Source organism: Tenuifilum thalassicum (assembly GCF_013265555.1).
Lineage (GTDB): Bacteria > Bacteroidota > Bacteroidia > Bacteroidales > Tenuifilaceae > Tenuifilum > Tenuifilum thalassicum.
The window spans coordinates 2,977,824-2,996,315 of sequence record NZ_CP041345.1 but is presented as its reverse complement, the minus strand read 5'-3'; the positions used below and the strand labels follow the sequence as shown (position 1 = coordinate 2,996,315).

Genomic DNA, 18,492 nt, shown 5'->3' with positions numbered 1-18,492 from the left:
TTTTGCCTTGATGCAAAAGAAGCAAAAGATCGAGGCTGAAAAGCCTGTTCCGATGGGTACCCCGTGGGCGTGCCTGCCGCGCGGCACAACTCGCCACGCCTGCGGCATGGCTCAAACAGCGCCGCTTACTTTATCCTTCGCAACGACCCGCCCACGACTCATTGGCGGGACAGGCTTTTATGCCGGAGTTGCTTTGCTGATTGGCAGTGGTATACGAATGGATTACAAAATACGCGCTAGCGAGAAGAGGAGCGCACTTGTTCAAAAGAAATGCGCGCTAACAAGTGGAAGCTCAGGCGCAGTCCCGCTTTGCGGGATAAACTCTGCTGCTGATAGTCCGACGGCGGTGCAACCGCCGCCGAACACCGTTCGTTAATTGCTTTTTTCAGCCTTGGCTCAACATAAAACAACAAAGAACACAGGCACAGCCTGAAAGAATAGTTGGACGCAGGTACGCTTCGCTAACCTACGCCCAACTTAATGTGCTTCCTTATTTAGTTACAGCCTCGGCTCAACTGGGGAGAAGAACTAAGGTGTATTTACAATCTACTACAAAGAAAGCGAGAAGCAAACTACGCTTAGTTTCTCGTTCTTTTATTCTTTTGGTTTCTGACTACGCTTAGCAAAGATTAAAACTCAACATTAACTTTTATCCACTCCTTTAATTCATCTGTAATTTTTTTAATATAGCTATCACTCAGATATTCATTCCAAATCTTTTGTTTTTCCATTTTACTCGTTTCGTTGAAACCAATTTTTGATATATTTTTCCAATAGGGCCCTAAGATTAAATCCCAGCTCTTTTTATCTTTAAACTGAAAACAATTCAGTTCTACACATAATTGAGTGATTGCTAAACTGTAAGATGGCTCTAATCCAGAAAATTGAAGTAACACTCTCCCCTTTACTTTTAAAAAATCTGGTGCGCACAGAAGAAGTTCTTTGGACTTCAAATAGTATGACATACTATTAATATCTCTTAGCAATTGAAGCACTTTTGACAAGTCCTCATACTTGATATTCCAACTAACAGTATCCACAACGTGCTTCTCTACCCAATAATTTAAATGGCTTCTTCTAAGTAACTCGTCAAAGGCCCAGTTGTCTCCAAGTCTAGCCATGGCTGCAAGTATAAAATAATGGGATACGCAGGTGGTGCTATCGTCAAGGTAATGGCGTAGTAAAGGTAGAGCTTCAGCTACACCCCAACTACCACAAGCCAAAACTAAACTGCTAGGTATACAATTATTAACCAAAATATAGTTCTCGTTCTTTTTTATCCGCACAAGAACAAGCGAATCATAAATAGTTTTAAAATCCCTTAGAGTATCCCGCTGCTTTATTTTTTTGGCTAATTTTTTATAGTAATTACAAGATCCTGATCCTTCTCAAATCTTTTTTTCATATCATAAATAAACTTGTTTGGTAACTGTTTGCCCAACGCCAGTAACATTTTGGCCTTTACACTATCAGGGAGTGAAAGCTGCTTATTATAGTCAAGTTTTATATCATAAAATGCAACGCTATCGAGAATTGCATTCACCAGTATAACCTCGTTATTAGAGCTAGTATTATTCTGTGCTATGGATACTAGGCAAAGGTTTACTAAAAATGTTAGTAGTAAAAATCTTTTCATAATGAACTTTTACAAAATTACTGCTGAAAAGTCTTTTATTGAGAGTTTGGAATTGACCACCTATATAGCATGACATTCTGCCATTGTGTGCGGTAAAATCTTTTCCTATTGGGAATTTTATAATCCATATAGTTGTCTTTTGTTTCACTTACTGCTGGTCGTCCTAATTGTTTATCATTGAAAGTATCATAAAGATTAAGGGTGTGGCCTATTTCATGAACTATTAATTCGAGTAGATCTTCTGAACTTGAGCAATGCCCTGTGGCATACATTATAGCAAAATTATTTTTCATTACACCTCCTCCACTAAATTTGCAAATCTCATTATTTTCTTTGTAAAGTGTAATATCTGTGATAACTATATAGACGTTCTTAGGAAATCCTCCACTTGTAATTATAACTTGAGATGGTATTTTATTACGTACTGTTTCTAAAAGAGTGTTGTAAATATATCCAACTTTGTCCTGATTATCTACAAACGTAAACTCAGTTCTCATGTTGTGTCTTAAAGTATCCGCTCCAATAACACTGACATTCTTAGTGTTTACGAAAAACTGATTAAGAGATCTTTTATTGAGTAAATTCAAGAGCGCTTGAGTATCGATCCTTTTTGCTTTATTCTTTGATTTTTCTAAATAAATAATGAAAACATTTTCTATTTGTTTAACAAATGAAGATAAAATTGCAATTCTACCCACTATGTGATCTTGAATGCCATATAAATCTTTTCTATATACAAATAGAAATTGTGGTTCATTAAAATCGTTTACAACATCAACCTTCTTAGTTATATTGATTGTTTGCATATTGGAAGAAAGTTTCGCACTAATAAAATCTGGATCATACTTTAAGTAGAGCGAATCACCTTTCCTACCGCCCACTTGTTTTATTTTTAAATCAATATTATTATTATCAATCATTGTTAGCCAAGGAGAAAAAAACTCATTGCCATCTAGTAATGTAAAAGAGTGAAACTTAATACGTCTAAATTTGTCATTGGCAATCAATTTGCCATCATCAAACCCAAACTCTCCATCGTAACCACTAGGCATTTCAAACTCTATATGAGGACTTGCAATTAATCTAATGTTAAAATCAAATACCTTAACGCTATCTTTAGTATTATTCTCAATTGTTCTAACTCTATAAATTTGTAATTTTGAATCTTCATTCAAAGGAATGATTACAGTGTCCTGTCTAAATTTCAAGGAACTATTTGATTTACACTTTATAAACCATGTAATTTGATCCACGCTCATAGTTGAGTCGTCATCAAAATAAAACTTGATTTTTATTTTTCCATTTTCATTTTTAACGAGGTCAATTTTGTCATTATTATTAAATTTATGTGTGCTACCATTTATCTTAATATAAAATGAATTCTTTGTTTTTGCAGCCCCCTCCTCCATCTCGTCGAAGAGCCCGGTGGTGGACTGGGGGTTGTGGATGAGCTCCCATTGTGTTTTGATTAGGGATATGTACCTGTCGGCTAGCGCCGGGGTGGTTGGGTAGTCCATAAGGTTACCGGTTGTGCCTTGGGGTAAATATACAAAATTTTTCTCACTGTAGGTGTGGCGGATCTTGAAAAGGGATTTGAAGAAGTTAGAGGAAGTTAAATAATGAAGTTAGAGGAAGTTAAAAGAATGATTCGGAACGAATCGGAAATAATCGGAAGGATTCGGAAGATTTGAGACCGTGTTTAGTTTTTAGATTTTGGAGTTTCGAATTTTTTGACCTCACCCCCTGCCCCTCTCCTGAAAAGGAGAGGGGAGTTAAGCCTCCCCTCTCAGGGGAGGTTTGGAGGGGTCCTTGGAAGGAAGAAGGATTCGGAATGACTCGGAAATATTCGGAAGTATCGGAATTTCATGTGGCAATTCTTAAATCTTGAATCTGAATTCTTGAATCTTGAATCTTGAATCCGTCTAAGCCGGACACAGCCTTGAATCCATCTTCGCCGGAAAATTCTGAAATCTTGAATCTTGAATCCGTCTTCGCCGGAAAAAGCCTTGAATCCGTCTTCGCCGGACAAGTCTTAAATCTTGAATTTTGTCATGCTGAGCCTGCCGAATCCACGTTTGTTTTCCCTTCTTTTGCCTTGATGCAAAAGAAGCAAAAGATCAAGGCTTGTGCCTTTTAACTTTTTTGTCGGTTAACAGAGTTTTTTTAGCAAACATCAACCTAAGATAGGCCACAAGATATCCAAGTATAACGCCACCGACATTTGCAATCAGATCCCAAATATTATATGTTCTATGCGGAATTACTAGCTGCCATACTTCGGCAAGAATAGCCGCTAATATTATTAAAATAAAAACTCCAAAACTATGAACCCCTATTCCTGCAAGCAGGAGTGTAACTATTAAAATAAAGAAAAGGAAAACATGAACCAGATAATCGGAATGTATGTAAAACCCAAATACTTTAATTATTGGGAAATCCATGGGGATTATTGCTGGTATAAACAGGATTGACAGTACCCATACTAGAATTAAAATTATTAACCTTCTTTTGTTTCGTAACGAATTCATTGATTGGAATGTTAAGCCAAACAAAGATAAAAATATTCCCCTGGTTTGTTTTAATCATATAAAAATGATTGCCTGGAACTAAAATCATTTCTTAACTTTACCTGTGCAAACCAAACGATTATGAAAAGAACTATCTTGCTTTCAATCATAGGATTACTTGCTATAACTTCACGTGCACAGCAAGGGCTACAGCCAACAATCACAGCAATGCGTTGGGGTGCGGACTATAAGCTACATGTAAAGCTTGCTAATGATTCCGATTATGTTATGGATGTTAGGGGGCTTTACCACACGGGTAAAAATCTTTTCATTGACTCTACCGATAACTCAACAACCTACTATCCTGTTACGCTTGATCAAGAATTTATCGATTACATTAAAAGCAAACGCTTATATGAGGACGAAAAAGTAGATAGCACCTCTAAAACGAACAACAAAACCCTGTGGTCGGCATTACACGCAAATATTGGGGGCGGTTATATTCATTTTATTAACTGTTTGATTTACTCGCTGGAATCGCAAAACCTAAGAATGAACGATCCTATTTTGAGGCGTCCAGTAACCAAGTGGAAGCCGAAACCAATGACTAAAAGCTATAAGCGAACAAGAAAATGGACCTACTACTACCCCAATACCCAGCAGTTAGCGCATAAGGAGTACAAGCTAAGGAAGCGTGAGAACGATTTAAACGACCTTCATGGTGTGCCTCAGCCATTTATCGATCTATTTCTTTCTACCAGCCAAAGAGAGTACGAACGACTGGTAGCAGCTCGCAGAGTGCGCGAGGTGGCTCAGATCGATTTGGTACGACTACTACTAGGCGCTAAGTATTTGGGTGAAGATCAGATCCGACACATCAGCTCCAGGGTGCTTATTGCAATTCAAAAATACAATGTAAATACCATGCCATCGGTTATAATCTTTGACGATTATAATGCTGCAGTTGCCCTTTCGCTGGGAATGTATGGTTATAAAATTGAAAAAATTGTATATTCCGATGGCGAGGTCGTTTCTGGCGCGGAGCTGGATGGGAGAACAGAACTAATTGAGGCCCTAATAAAAAGAGTAAACGAGGCAAACGAAAGGGTTTTTAGGAAAAAGCTTAGAATATACTACCAGAAAACCAAGTAGATTTTCAGGTTCCTTTATTACAACCTTTAATTACTTCCTTTCCAGCAATACCACATTCTCAACATGATGTGTCTGTGGGAACATATCAACCGGTTGAATTTTTGTTACCCTGTACTTTTCAGACATAAGAGCGATATCTCGAGCTTGTGTTGCTGGATTGCAGCTAACGTAAACAATTCTGATGGGGTTGGCTTCAACTAGCGTGTTGGCAACATCGGGATGTATACCTGCTCTGGGTGGGTCAAGTATGACAACATCAGGTGTGCCATGCTGTAACAAAAATTCTTTTTTTAGCAGGTCCTTGATATCACCTGAAAAGAAAGATGTGTTTTCAATCCCATTTATTTTAGAGTTTACCTTCGCATCATCAATGGCTTCGGGGACATACTCAATTCCAACCACTTTCTTTGCTTTCCGAGCTACAAAGTTGGCAATGGTGCCTGTGCCAGTATAAAGGTCGTAGACTGTTTCGGAGCCTGTAAGGTTGGCAAAGTCGCGTGCAACGCGATATAACACAAGTGCCTGCTCGGAGTTAGTTTGATAAAATGATTTTGGTCCCACGCGGAACCGCAGGTCTTCCATCTGCTCGGTTATGTATTCTTGTCCATGGTAAAGCACTAAATCCAAATCGTTAATGGTTTCGTTCAACTTAGTGTTAACCACATAGAACAATGATGTTATCTGGGGAAACTCATTTTTAAGATAATCTAAAAGACCTTTAACCTGATCGGTTATTTGGGTTACCGATAAAATAACCATTACCTCATTTGTGGTGGTAGTTCTGATTATGATATTCCGAAGCACCCCCTGCTTTGAGTAAAGGTTGATAAACGGTATGGAGTGTTTTAATGCATAATCCTTAACAGCAAGACGGATTGAATTGGATGGCTCGGGTTGTAAGTAGCAGTTCTTAACATCGAAAACTTTATCGAACCTCCCTGGTATGTGATAGCCCAAGGCTGGTTCTTGAATTATTTCATCGGATTTTTCAATCTCTTCTCGGGTTAACCATCGCGAGTCGGAAAAGGTGTATTCCAACTTATTCCTATAGTACTGGGTTTTGCTTGATCCAATAATTGGAGATATCTCTGGAAGCTCAACCTTACCAATCCTTTTTAGCTGATCGGATACCTGTTTTTGCTTATACCGCAGCTGCTCGCTGTACGGAAGACTTTGCCACTTACAACCACCACAAAGTCCAAAATGCTCACAAAATGCTTCAACCCTGATAGGTGAAAATTGATGCCACCTAACTACCTGCCCCTCCATAAAATTTTTTCGGTTCTTTGTGACCTGTATGTCAACCACATCGCCCGGTACCGCAAATGGCACAAAAACTACTTTGTCGTTAACCTTGCCTATGGCTTTTCCTTCTGCTGCAACATCTTGAATATGAACCTGCTCGAGCAGCGGTTTTTTTCTCCGTCCCACTTTATTTTAATTGGTTAGTTTGAACTTTCGTTATAAAATTATTGTTTTGCAAAGGTAACTATTTTGTATGGATTCATTAACACATGCCCTTACTGGTGCAGTTATTGGGGATGCTATTGCTGGACAAAAGTTTGGCCAGAAGGCAATGCTGATTGGTGCATTTGCTGCCAACATCCCCGATTTAGATGTGCTGGTTACAAATCTTTTTAATCCGGTGGATGCCCTTTTTGTTCATCGAGGATTTAGCCACTCCTTCCTGCTGATGATACTAGGCTCAGCTGCTTTGGCCTATCTTCTTAATAAGAGGTTTTCAAAAAGATTAAATTTTACTAATTGGTGGCTACTTATACTTATTCCATGGTTTTCACATTTATCAATGGATATCTTCAACACATACGGGACAGCCATTTTTGCGCCTTTTAGTAATACTCGGGTATCAATCGATTCCATGGCGATAATCGATTTAAATCTTCTTATAATTCTGCTTTTCTCATTATTAGGAATTTTCCTTACGAAAAGAATGCCAAGGTTTAAACGTTTCCTTTCTGTGGCCTCACTGTCAGCTGTAATTATTTACTTTGTTGCAGGCGTTTTAATTAAGGCAGCTGTTGAAAGGGAGGTGAAATCGTATTTATCCAAAAATGATGTTGGCTACAACCGAATTTATTCCACCCCCGTTCCGCTTACCAATTTAGCCTGGATGGTATTAGTTGAGGATTCGGCCTCGTTTAGGGTTTCCTATATTAATGTTCCAAAGAATCAGATTTATAGGCATTTCTATATCAAGAAAGTTTCTGTCAAATTAGATTGCCCTGTACTAGAGGAAAAACTGGTTGATTTTAGCAAGGGGTTTTATGCAGTGAAGCACGATGATGGCAAAATCTTTTTTACCGATTTACGCTTTTCCACATTAGCCGGAGCCCCTCAAAACAGCCCAGTACTTAGCATTGAAATCAACCCAAATTCGTGTAAAGCAAGTAGAAATCATCCAAAAAGGGATATCAACCTAAAGAATGCAGCAGCCTTGTATAGAAGGCTGTTGTTGGATAAATAGCCATTGATCAAGGCTAATATAGCTTTTACGACGCCTTCTCTTTGTGGTACCGCGTTTCTCCGAGAGCGGCCTGGAGGGATTTATGCCCCTAAACCACCGATTTGGGTTCGTGGCCCAGGAGCAAATTCAGCTCGATGACAGAAATAACCTGAGTGCCATGCATATTGCCCGCACTGTGGCCCACGAGCTGGCGCATGGAGTTTTTAACCTGCGGCAAACCTTCAGTGATAAAAATTTTGTAACTTTACCCCAAGGAACAACCGGTAACCTTATGGACTACCCAACCTCCCCGGCGCTTGCCGATAGGTACACAGCACTAATCAAAATCCAATGGGACCTCATCCACAACCCCATCTCCACCACCGGGCTGTTCGACGGCATGGAAGAGGGGGCGCTATCTTCTGAATTTAAGGGCACGCCAGTTGTATTCTTGGGTGATACAGCTATCAGAAAAGAAAGATTGTTTATTTATAACGATACCTCGAAAACCGTAAAAGTAAAATTTGAAACAGCAGATACCTCTAAAACTAAAGTCGCATTTCAACTTATAATCACCACAGAACCAAATAATATCAAACTGCCCTATCCCAAAACCGGCTGTGACACTTTAGTATTCAATGAGATAAAACAAATACGGCTGGATTCTATTCCAAATGGGAAATATACCCTCACGTGCAAGGTAAAAGTAAAAACGTTAAAGAATAAAAAAGAGGTAGAAAGTGAAAAGGTATTTACAACCCATTTCTTTATAAGGACGAAAAAACTTGAAATAACGACAGAGCTATTGAAAAGCATTTTCGCAAATAACCCCGATACTGTCAGGTTGGGCCGGGTGGCCAGGGCAATAAATAAATATTCAGAGCAGTTTGGGTTAGTAAACGTTAATCGGATGAGTCATTTTTTAGCACAGGTAGGCTATGAGAGTGATGGGTTTAAGGGTAAGTCAGGTGAAGGAGGGTGTTATACAAAAACAAATACAAATTGGAGCATATGGTTTAGTTTAACCTGGAAAGAACGACCATTTTGTAATAATTGCAATTGTGATACAACATTAAATTTGCCAATACAAAGAGGAAGCAAAAAGTTAAAATGGACAGCTGTTGAATGTAAAGCAGAGCAGAAGGATTGCTATGCTGTTCCCGATATATTTATTTGTAAAAAGGCCGGGAAAGAACAAGATTCACTATTTTTGAGTTATGTATATCAATGTGAAGGAGGCAATGGCAACAGTTCCACCGGGGATGGCTATAAATATCGAGGTCATGGCGCAATACAGTTAACATGGAAAAAGACTTATCAAGCATTTGATGAGTGGTTGAGAAATAATTATCCGAAAGTTTATAAAAATGTGGTATCCAACCCGTCAGTCATCGACAAAGATGAAGAGTTATTTGTTTTATCTGCTTTGTGGTTCTGGAGCTCTGAAAAAAAAAATAAAAAGTTGAATGACTGTGCTGATTTAGGAAATTATGAAGAGATTACAAGAGTAATTTCAAATTCAACAAAAACAGTAGAAGAAAGAAAGAAAATATTTGATAAACTAATAAAAACTTAAATTAATATGAGAATAAAATTGTTAATTATATTTTTAGTAACTTTTAAATTCTGTGATGGACAGAATATAGAAAATACTTTTTGGACAGATTGTGATAATTTCTTTAAAATCTATCAAAAAAAGAAAGTTATTGATGTTAATATATATGATGATGCAATACATCATTATATTTTGTATTACGGTTTTTACGATTCTTGTGAGATAACAAGTTTAAATGATCTGAAAAGGAAAGGAAAATATTATTTTGAAGTTTTTACTTCTGAAGAAATAACAGGTCAAGATTGTGCTGAGCTATTTATTAATAAATATGAAACTGATACCTTAATGACGATATATTATAGCAGTAGCCAGAAATATTTTACCTACAAAAAAATTAACTCTTTACCAGAAAATGTGATAAAATATTTAGAAGAGAAAGGGATAGAGATTAATATGTTGAAAAAATAGCATAAACTAAAATGTAACAGTTAAATCTTCTCCATCAGCCGAAACCCATTACCAAGCCTCGCTGGTGGGTTTCATGCCCTTCAGCAAGCAATTTGGCTACTCATCAAAAATTGATTGCAGACCCTCCTATCGCCAGAAAGGACTATATACTTTGCACTTTTGTGCAGCTAACCTGCACCAGGCGCTATCCCTTTGGCCTAAAAGCCCGACCCGGCAATGGGTCGAGAGCGGATCGTAGATAGGGGCCTGTGCAAGCGACACTGTCTGAGCCACGCCGCAGGCGGGGCGAGTTGTGTCGCGCATGCAGAGACGCTCTCGGGGCACCCATCGGAACAGGCTTTTCAGCCTTGATCTTTTGCTTCTTTTGCATCAAGGCAAAAGAAGGGAAAAACAAACGTGGCTTCGGCAGGCTCGGCATGACATTAATTCAAGATTTAAGATTCAAGATTTCAGAATTTTCCGGCGAAGATGGATTCAAGGCTGTGTCCGGCTTAGACGGATTCAAGATTTGTCCTGCGTTGACGGATTCAAGAATTGTCATATGATCTTCCGATACATTCCGAATGTTTCCGAATCATTCCGAATCCTTCTTCCTTCCAAGGACCCCTCCAAACCTCCCCTGAGAGGGGAGGCTTAACTCCCCTCTCCTTTTCAGGAGAGGGGCAGGGGGTGAGGTCAAAAAAATTCGAAACTCCAAAATCTAAAAACTAAACACGGTTCTTCCGAATCCTTCCGATTATTTCCGAATCGTTCTGAATCATTCCGAATCATTCTTTTAACTTCCTCTAACTTCATTATTTAACTTCCTCTAACTTCCTCATATTTTCCACCAGATCCGCCACCCCTTCAGTGAGAAAAATTTTGTATATTTACCCCAAGGAACAACCGGTAACCTTATGGACTACCCAACCACACCCGCTCTTGCCGACAGGTACACCCACCTGCTCAAACCCCAATGGGATCAAATACACAACCCCCAGTCCACCACCGGGCTCTTCGATGGTATGGAGGAGGGGGCTGCAAAATATAGTAGCCCTACAAGTGGTATTGCCAAGAAACTAAGATTTGTTATTGGCAAAGATAAATATGCGGATAACGATTCGTATTACAGTATATACAACAATAAAGAAATTGAAGTTAAGCTCGAAATAGCTGATACCAGTTTGAAATTTGACCTTACCAAAATTAAATGGAAACTTGCAGGGAAAGAGATACCTTCAAAAGACAAAATGCCAAATGTACTGTCTTTTAAAATCAATGCAACTAACCTCCCAAAGCGCACTAATAATTTATTGGTTTTGGATAGTTTAGGGAAAAAACTTATAAGGTTAAAAATAAGAGCATACTATGCTCCAATTGTAAGGTTTGAAGAAGGCTCAGGCTTTAATGGTGAATATTTCTTCGACAAAGGGTATGAATTTACAGCATTATCCAGCCCAACATATTACGACACAATACATGTAGGCAAAAATAAAGAAACGTATTTTGCGCCTGTTCTGGGTTTAAATAAAGGTCAGTCAGCAACAATAAAGGTAATAATCAATGGTTTTACAGATAATGTGCTTAATGATAAAGATTTCAAGATTGTATTTAAGCCGGAACTTACCGGAAAGATAACAATTAACGGACTGGACTCCCTTGTTTTGGATGCAACAGGTTTAGACAAATTAAATGACATAGATATTAAAGCCCTTAACTACATAAACCGAGATGTTTTGGCGCCAATGTCAATAGGAATATACATTGCTTCCACAAGGGAAAAAGTAGGCCTGTTAAAATATTATTGTGCCGAAAAAGTGACAAAGACTATAAAATTGATTTATACCAAGTTTAAAGATGAAAGCAACTTTCCTTCTTATATAACCCCAACCGGACTGTCCCAATTTCTGAACAATAACTCTTTGAACCAGTTTTTTCTGAATATTATAGTTGATTCTGTTCATTTTACATCTAAGAGGTATAAAGTAGCTACAATGAATGGTTGGAGTAATACTCAGATAATTGATTCGTTGAACTATGAAAAATTTGGGGTCATAAATGGTGCTACACCAGCAGGTTATTCCATAAAAGATGATTATTTCTATATTACAAATTTAGTGAGACCAGGATCAATACCTGGTACCTATTTAGGCGGTTTTCATAATGTAAAGAGACCAGGAGGAGTTCAGGTTAGATATATAACAACCCCTTACAATGAATCAGCGGAAGAATTGACAGCCCATGAACTTGGACACTGGTTGGGATTACCACATACGTTTGAAAAGAATGCTCAGGTACCGGTAATTGTTGAACCAACCCAAGGAAGAACAAAGGATAACTTTATGGACTATAATGTGAAGCGAAAGAAATGGTTTAAAATCCAACTGCTTAATTATATCAGAAACTAATTTGTAAATTACTGGTTATGAAAAAAATATTAATCATATTTTCGGTTTTAGTTAGCTCAACAATTTATGCCCAAAGCCAAGAAATAATTTCCAACGATTCATTGCTTAAACTATTTCAGGTAATGAAGCCTTTTGAAGTATTTGAAAAGATCCGATTTAGCTGGTTTGATTTTAAATCCTGTTATATTGATTCTTTGTTAAAGCCCTATTTGATGAAATGGTTGGACAGAAAAGAATATTTTAACTATGTTTTGGAGCAAGAAAAAAAGACCATCAGTAATAGACCTGATTGGATAAAAGATGAAATTATTTACATGCTTAACAAACAAAACCGTAGAGAAGCGCTGGATTCAATATTGAATGATTCCGTTCTATATAGCCAATATCGGGATAGCGCAATATCGGTATATATTAGCAGATATTTTGAAAGTTATAAAGGTGAACATAAGGTTCCTGACAGGGCTATCATGATACATTCTTATTTAGCTTATCCTGAAAGTTATGCTATTATCAAGCAGTGGTGGGTTGAATCTGGCAAACCAACCGAGAGGAATGAATATTTTATTCCCTTGGTGAGAATGGGGGACCCTGAGGCCCAAGAATTATATGATAATAGAATTAAACAGTTTGTTAAAACCAATGGTGAAATACCAGATTTATCCACAGTATATGGAGAATTGACAGAACTTAACAATTCATATTCAATAATGAAAATGATCGAAATATTGTCCGTTGATAAAAATTATATTCGCTTGTCAGAAGGAGATCCAGGGATCCCTTTTAATTGTGAGATAGTTATGTATTTGTTAGGTATTTTTACTTACTATTTTGATATTGCAACGACTGTACCGGTAAAACAAGATATGCCTTGCAAAAAAAACCTTAAGCATTTACCTGAGATAAAAGCTGCGGCCAAAAAACTGATTGAGAAATACAAGGCAGAAGAATATTATTGGATGAAGAACATGCCTTTCTATAAAAAAGAATAATAGGGTCGCAAAGCAATAATGTCTTTTAAATAAAGCACAACCTTACTAACCTTTGTCTACAACCAAAAAAATATAAGAACGAGAAGCTAAGCGTAGATTGCATCTACGCTTTCTTTATATAGTGGCTTGTAACTACACCCTAGTTCTTCCCTTGTTCGCGCGCGTCTTTTTGGGCGCGTGCGCTCTTCCGCTCGCTAACGCGAATTTACCTTCGGTGAGCTCCCTTCGGTCGGTTGTAATCCATGCGCATAACCACTACCCAGCATAGCAACTCCGGCCTAAAAGCCCTACCCGGCAATGGGTCGGGAGCAGATCGTAGATAGTGGCCTGTGTAAGCGACACTGTCTGAGCCACGCCACAGGCGGGGCGAGTTGCGCCGCGCTGCAGACACGCCCACGGGGCACCCATCGGAACAGGCTTTTGAGCCTTGATATTTTGCTTCTTTTGCATCAAGGCAAAAGAAGGGAAACAAACGTGGCTTCGGCAGGTTCAGCATGACATTAATTCAAGATTTCAGACTTGTCCGGCGAAGACGGATTCAAGACTTGTCCGGCATTGACGGATTTCAGACTTGTCCGGCATTGACGGATTCAAGATTCAAGAATTGCCACATGAAATTCCGATACTTCCGAATATTTCCGAGTCATTCCGAATCCTTCTTCCTTCCAAGGACCCCTCCAAACCTCCCCTGAGAGGGGAGGCTTAACTCCCCTCTCCTTTTCAGGAGAGGGGCAGGGGGGGAGGTCAAAAAAATCGAAACACCAGAAGCTATAAACTAAACACGGTTCTTCCGAATCCTTTCGAATATTTCCGAATCGTTCCGAATCATTCTTTTAACTTCCTCTAACTTCATTATTTAACTTCCTCTAACTTCTTCAAATCCCTTTTCAAGAACCGCCACACCTTCAGTGAGAAAAATTTTGTATATTTACCCCAAGGAACAACCGGTAACCTTATGGACTACCCAACCACACCCGCTATTGCCGATAGGTACACCCACCTGCTCAAACCCCAATGGGATCAAATACACAACCCCCAGTCCACCACCGGGCTCTTCGACGGTATGGAGGAAGGGGCGGTGCTTGATTTTAATATGTCAAAGGAAAGTATTAAAAATGTTATAGATTTAATCAGGAATGCTAATATTTCAAAAGAAGAAAGAACCGATTTATCTATTTATGCATTTTCAAAAGGTGTTACTGCCAATTTAAGTTAACTTCTGATTTTATATTGGATTATATTGAGATTGATATTAAATCAGGTAAAAAAATATGGGAACTTATGAAAATCCATTTCTATGCGAAGCTTTAATTATTAATCCTATGGAACTTAAATATGAAAATACAGCAACTCCTTCGGGACAGGAAGGAAGTTTTGTAAAAGTTTATTATACAAGATTAGATAAGGCTTCGCCCCCCTTTATAGGTTATTGTAAAACAAATAGGTTAGCAGTTTCTTTTGTTATAAAGGAAACTCAGAAAGATGAATTTGAGGAATATTTATATGCTATAAAAACTGTAAATCTTAATACAAGCTGGGTTAGTCAATTTGACGAAGATATTTTTGGTTTGTGTTATGGGTGTTGGAATGAAATAAAAAAAATATGAATGTGACTGTTGGCCTAGTGCATGCTGTAGACGTGCTGCCGAGTATATGATGGGTAATACAAATATTGCTAATTGTGCGGATAGTGTAATTGTAGCAACACCACCATATTTACCTATATTTGGAAGGATTAACTTAGCAACTTTTTCTGATAATACCAGTTTATATAATGTTACAACTTATAATGCTGCAACCCTAATTTTTGACAATGATAAATTTGTTGAAGCAATAAAATATATGAAAGACAAACTTAGAAATGGATTGCCTGTGCTTATTGGAACTCATTATACTAATGGAACATCGAACCCGCCAAACAATAGTAATAGAGCAACTAGACTTTTTATGGTTGTCATAGGGATGGGAATGAATGGAGATAACCTATATTTCAGATTTTATGATCCAGGAAGGAGAGTTATTAATCAGTCTTATGCCACATCTCCAGATAATAAACTTATTATAAATAGACAAAATAGTTCAATTCGAGGACAATATTATGACAGGACATACACAATTACTGAAATAATTAAAGTAAATTAGATGATTATGAAACGTGCAATTTTACTAATATTAAGTTTAATATAAATTTTGCTGGTTATACTCAAACATATAGGAAAAAATTTTGTGGATCTTTTCGGGAATCTAAAAAAAGAACAAATTAGTTTTGGTAGATTAATTAATTGGGACAATAAAATGACAAAGCAAGAAGCTTTGGATTATGTATATAATGGAGATACATCTAGATTGTATTGTATTCAGAAAATTTTTAATATGGAAACTGAAAAGACTGAAGGTGTATCAAGAGACATATATTTACCAAATAAGAGTCTAAGAATTGATGGGGAAAATTATATATTAATAGCTACTACTTCTTTTGAATGTCAGAATATAATTGAGATGGTAAAGGTGAAACTAACTCTATCATTAATAGATAATAATTATAATCTTAAGGATACATTATTAGTTTATGAAGGAAATGATTATGATTATAAAATTTCAGGATTGCTAAATACATCAAACGGTAAGGTTTTCATAACTGGTTTTGAAAAAGAGATTGGAAGATATGCAAAGCTGTTAGAAATAAATCCGGAGATTTTAAAGTTTGAAGTGGTTAAAGAAAAGACCAACGCGGAGATAAGTTCTGAGAATTGGAAAAGAGAACTTGAAAAATTAGGATGGTATGAAGAATTTATAAGTCAGTAGTTTACTATAAAATGGTTTACCTCCGCTCGGCGAAGTCTCTGACTACGTCGTAAATAAAAAGTAGTCTGTGACTACATATAAACAAAAAAAATGAAAAGGAAAAATAATTATTAAGCAAAATTGAGTATTTCATCAGGTTATCAAATAAAAAATCAGGAAGGACTGTATTACATGACATTTCAAGTAATAAACTGGATCGACATATTTACGCGCTCCTATTCCTTCCGTATCATTCCTCTAACTTCTTCTAACTTCCTTTAACTTCATCATATTCCTCAAAAATAGCTGCTTCGACAAGCTCGGCATGACAAAAGTCTTCCGATTCGTTCCGAATATTTTCGAATCATTCTGAGTCATTCTTTTAAATTCCTCTAACTTCATTTAACTTCATCTAATTCTTTGGAAAACGTGGTTTCGACAGGCTCAGCCACCGGCAAGCTCGGCATGACATTCCTTAGTACACCGTACACCGCACACTGCACACTATTTCTTATCCAGTTCATTTTTAGCTATATATTCTGTAACTTTTTATCATAATAAATGTAAAACAAAGCGTTGAGAAAATTTGCTTACATACCATTACTCATTTTTCTTGTCGTGTTAACCTATAGCAGCACGGCGGGGGTTAGTTATGTTGATAGCCTTAAGGTAGCTTTAAAGAGTCTCGATAATCGATCTAAAGAGAAATACGAAACGCTTATTAAACTTGCTAAAGCCTACTCCGATACCAATTACTCGGTATCCTTAGAATACTGGCAGGAAGCTTTTCAAACGGCTCAAAAGATTGGTGATAGGGGGCTTATTGCCGATGTATATCACCAAATTGGCTACACCTACATGAATCAGGGTGAGTATAAAACATCACTGGAGAACTTAGAAAATGCTGCTGCAATATATCGAGACCTAGATAGCCTTAAAAGCTATGCTGGAATTCTAAACGATATTGGGCTTATCTATAGGAACTGGGGTAAATATGATAAAGCATTAGAATACTACTTAAAGGCTTTAGATATTAGCAAAACAATTAATTACCACGAAGGAGTGGGAATGACATCCAATAGCATTGGTCAGATCTACTACTATCGCGAAGATTATTCCAATGCTATAAACTTTTTTAAGGAGTATTATAATGCCAGTAAACAGCTTGGTAACGCTAGAGCCGTTGCAGGGGCATCAAACAACATAGCTAGCTCATACCTTGAACTTGGCAAGAACGATGAAGCGCTAGAGTATTTCCTAAAATCACTTAAAATTTACGATTCCCTTGGTATCTCTATAGGTGTAGCTATTATTCAGGATAACATTGGATCGCTTTACTACAAGCAAAAACTTTACGACAACGCCCTGCTTTATCACCTTAATGCCCTTGAAATATTTGAAAGCCTTCAGAGCCCTGCCCGGATATGCTATACTAAAAAGAATATTGGCGAAGTTCTTTTAGCTCAAGGTAAAATAGATAGAGCCATTGAGATGTTTGATTCATCAATCAAAATTGCCAAGGAGATTGGTTTAAAGGATGTGGAAAGGGACAGCTATAAGTTTCTTTCCGAATGCTATAACTCTAAACAGAACTACAAAAAGGCTTACGATTTCCTTCTCAACCATATGGTAATTAAAGATTCCATACTCAATTCGGAATCGATTCAGAAACTTGAAGAGCTTCGGGCTCAATATGAGAATGAGAAAAAGGAACAAGAGCTACAGGCAATTAGCTCAAAGCTTAAAACCCAAAGAACCTTTGTTTATGTTTCAGCCGCCTTTATCGCTTTGCTAATTTCAATAATCGCACTGTTTTACCTTGAAAACAAAAAGAAAAAGCGTGCAATTAGCAGGCTTGAAAGTCTAAAAAACTATATTTTTCAAAACTTCACGCAAAATATTTGTAATCTGGATATTATTAAAACCGATAAGAGTTTAGTAGAGCCTTTCAACAATAGCTGGGATTTGTTTGATTTAGGTGTTGAGATAGGGAACAAGTTGAGCTTCTATCATTTTAAAATAGGAAGTTATACCATCTGCTACTATATATCGCATCCCCAAAATATGCCCTGCTGCGATATTATCAACTTCAATATCTACATTAAGATTTCAAAATTTATTAAAGATAATGGCGAGGTAAATGAAAAACTAACCGAAGAGATCCATCAGTATTTAAAGGCTGAAACCCTGTTAAAGTTCTTCAATGAAAATGACCTGATATTATACCCATTTGTGCTGAAAGGGAAAAAAATACTAAGTCTTTGCCCCAAAAACATGGCATTGCGACAGTTTGGCTCATTCATTTATTACGACAACTCGCAATGGATGAATATAAGAGAGAGCGATATTGTTTATATTTTTGGAAGTGCTCGCGATATCAAGGTAAATAACGAACTCCGAAAAATTGTTAAGAGCATAGACCTTCTGGAGTTTGATGAGCAGAGAGAGATGACCATTAACCTTTTAAAGACAGAAAATTTGATAGAAGATGTTTTTATTTCGGCATTTAAGGTTTAACTCTAAAGTTTTTTTATTTTTACGGAAATTAAA

General features: G+C 37.3%; 16 protein-coding genes. 11 read left to right on the top strand and 5 right to left on the bottom strand.

From position 1 onward, the window contains the following. Positions 1–629 precede the first annotated feature (629 nt). The 4 genes from FHG85_RS12380 to FHG85_RS12365 form a co-directional block, all read right to left on the bottom strand. The gene (locus FHG85_RS12380) at positions 630–1,121 is read right to left on the bottom strand and encodes a hypothetical protein (protein ID WP_173076373.1); all 492 of its coding nucleotides are present in this window, start codon (positions 1,119–1,121) and stop codon (positions 630–632) included. Positions 1,122–1,351: 230 nt separating this feature from the next. Continuing rightward, positions 1,352–1,636 (bottom strand): hypothetical protein, encoded by a 285-nt coding sequence (locus FHG85_RS12375; RefSeq protein WP_173076371.1) that lies wholly within the window; start codon positions 1,634–1,636, stop codon positions 1,352–1,354. A 35-nt stretch (positions 1,637–1,671) separates the two neighbouring features. Then, positions 1,672–3,153: a hypothetical protein gene (locus tag FHG85_RS12370; RefSeq protein WP_173076369.1), complete on the bottom strand. Its 1,482-nt coding sequence runs from the start codon at positions 3,151–3,153 to the stop codon at positions 1,672–1,674. A gap of 600 nt (positions 3,154–3,753) precedes the next feature. Then, positions 3,754–4,164, bottom strand: coding sequence for a VanZ family protein (locus FHG85_RS12365; protein ID WP_173076367.1), 411 nt, complete (start codon positions 4,162–4,164; stop codon positions 3,754–3,756). A 120-nt stretch (positions 4,165–4,284) separates the two neighbouring features. On the opposite strand from FHG85_RS12365, the gene FHG85_RS12360 reads away from it, so the two are divergent. Next, positions 4,285–5,295: a hypothetical protein gene (locus FHG85_RS12360; RefSeq protein ID WP_173076365.1), complete on the top strand. Its 1,011-nt coding sequence runs from the start codon at positions 4,285–4,287 to the stop codon at positions 5,293–5,295. A gap of 30 nt (positions 5,296–5,325) precedes the next feature. Here the strand turns inward: FHG85_RS12360 and rlmD are convergent, their stop codons facing one another. After that, positions 5,326–6,726, bottom strand: a complete 1,401-nt coding sequence (gene rlmD, locus FHG85_RS12355) for a 23S rRNA (uracil(1939)-C(5))-methyltransferase RlmD (protein ID WP_173076363.1) — start codon at positions 6,724–6,726, stop codon at positions 5,326–5,328. A gap of 67 nt (positions 6,727–6,793) precedes the next feature. On the opposite strand from rlmD, the gene FHG85_RS12350 reads away from it, so the two are divergent. From FHG85_RS12350 to FHG85_RS12305, 10 genes are all read left to right on the top strand, one after another. Continuing rightward, entirely contained in the window at positions 6,794–7,780 is a 987-nt protein-coding gene (locus FHG85_RS12350) for a metal-dependent hydrolase (protein WP_173076361.1), read from the top strand. A 109-nt stretch (positions 7,781–7,889) separates the two neighbouring features. Continuing rightward, positions 7,890–9,335, top strand: coding sequence for a glycoside hydrolase family 19 protein (locus tag FHG85_RS12345; RefSeq protein ID WP_173076359.1), 1,446 nt, complete (start codon positions 7,890–7,892; stop codon positions 9,333–9,335). A gap of 6 nt (positions 9,336–9,341) precedes the next feature. After that, positions 9,342–9,782, top strand: coding sequence for a hypothetical protein (locus FHG85_RS12340; protein ID WP_173076357.1), 441 nt, complete (start codon positions 9,342–9,344; stop codon positions 9,780–9,782). An 896-nt stretch (positions 9,783–10,678) separates the two neighbouring features. Then, positions 10,679–12,169, top strand: a complete 1,491-nt coding sequence (locus tag FHG85_RS12335) for a hypothetical protein (RefSeq protein ID WP_173076355.1) — start codon at positions 10,679–10,681, stop codon at positions 12,167–12,169. Positions 12,170–12,186: 17 nt separating this feature from the next. Further along, positions 12,187–13,158, top strand: a complete 972-nt coding sequence (locus tag FHG85_RS12330) for a hypothetical protein (RefSeq protein ID WP_173076353.1) — start codon at positions 12,187–12,189, stop codon at positions 13,156–13,158. Between the two features lie 955 nt (positions 13,159–14,113). Further along, positions 14,114–14,374, top strand: coding sequence for a hypothetical protein (locus tag FHG85_RS12325; RefSeq protein ID WP_173076351.1), 261 nt, complete (start codon positions 14,114–14,116; stop codon positions 14,372–14,374). Positions 14,375–14,429: 55 nt separating this feature from the next. Continuing rightward, entirely contained in the window at positions 14,430–14,765 is a 336-nt protein-coding gene (locus tag FHG85_RS12320; RefSeq protein ID WP_173076349.1) for a hypothetical protein, read from the top strand. Positions 14,766–14,811: 46 nt separating this feature from the next. Further along, on the top strand, positions 14,812–15,300 hold the full coding sequence (locus FHG85_RS12315; RefSeq protein WP_173076346.1) for a hypothetical protein: 489 nt from the start codon (positions 14,812–14,814) through the stop codon (positions 15,298–15,300). A gap of 153 nt (positions 15,301–15,453) precedes the next feature. Next, positions 15,454–15,963, top strand: coding sequence for a hypothetical protein (locus tag FHG85_RS12310; RefSeq protein WP_173076344.1), 510 nt, complete (start codon positions 15,454–15,456; stop codon positions 15,961–15,963). 555 nt (positions 15,964–16,518) lie between these two features. Beyond that, positions 16,519–18,459, top strand: a complete 1,941-nt coding sequence (locus FHG85_RS12305; RefSeq protein WP_173076342.1) for a tetratricopeptide repeat protein — start codon at positions 16,519–16,521, stop codon at positions 18,457–18,459. Positions 18,460–18,492 lie beyond the last annotated feature (33 nt).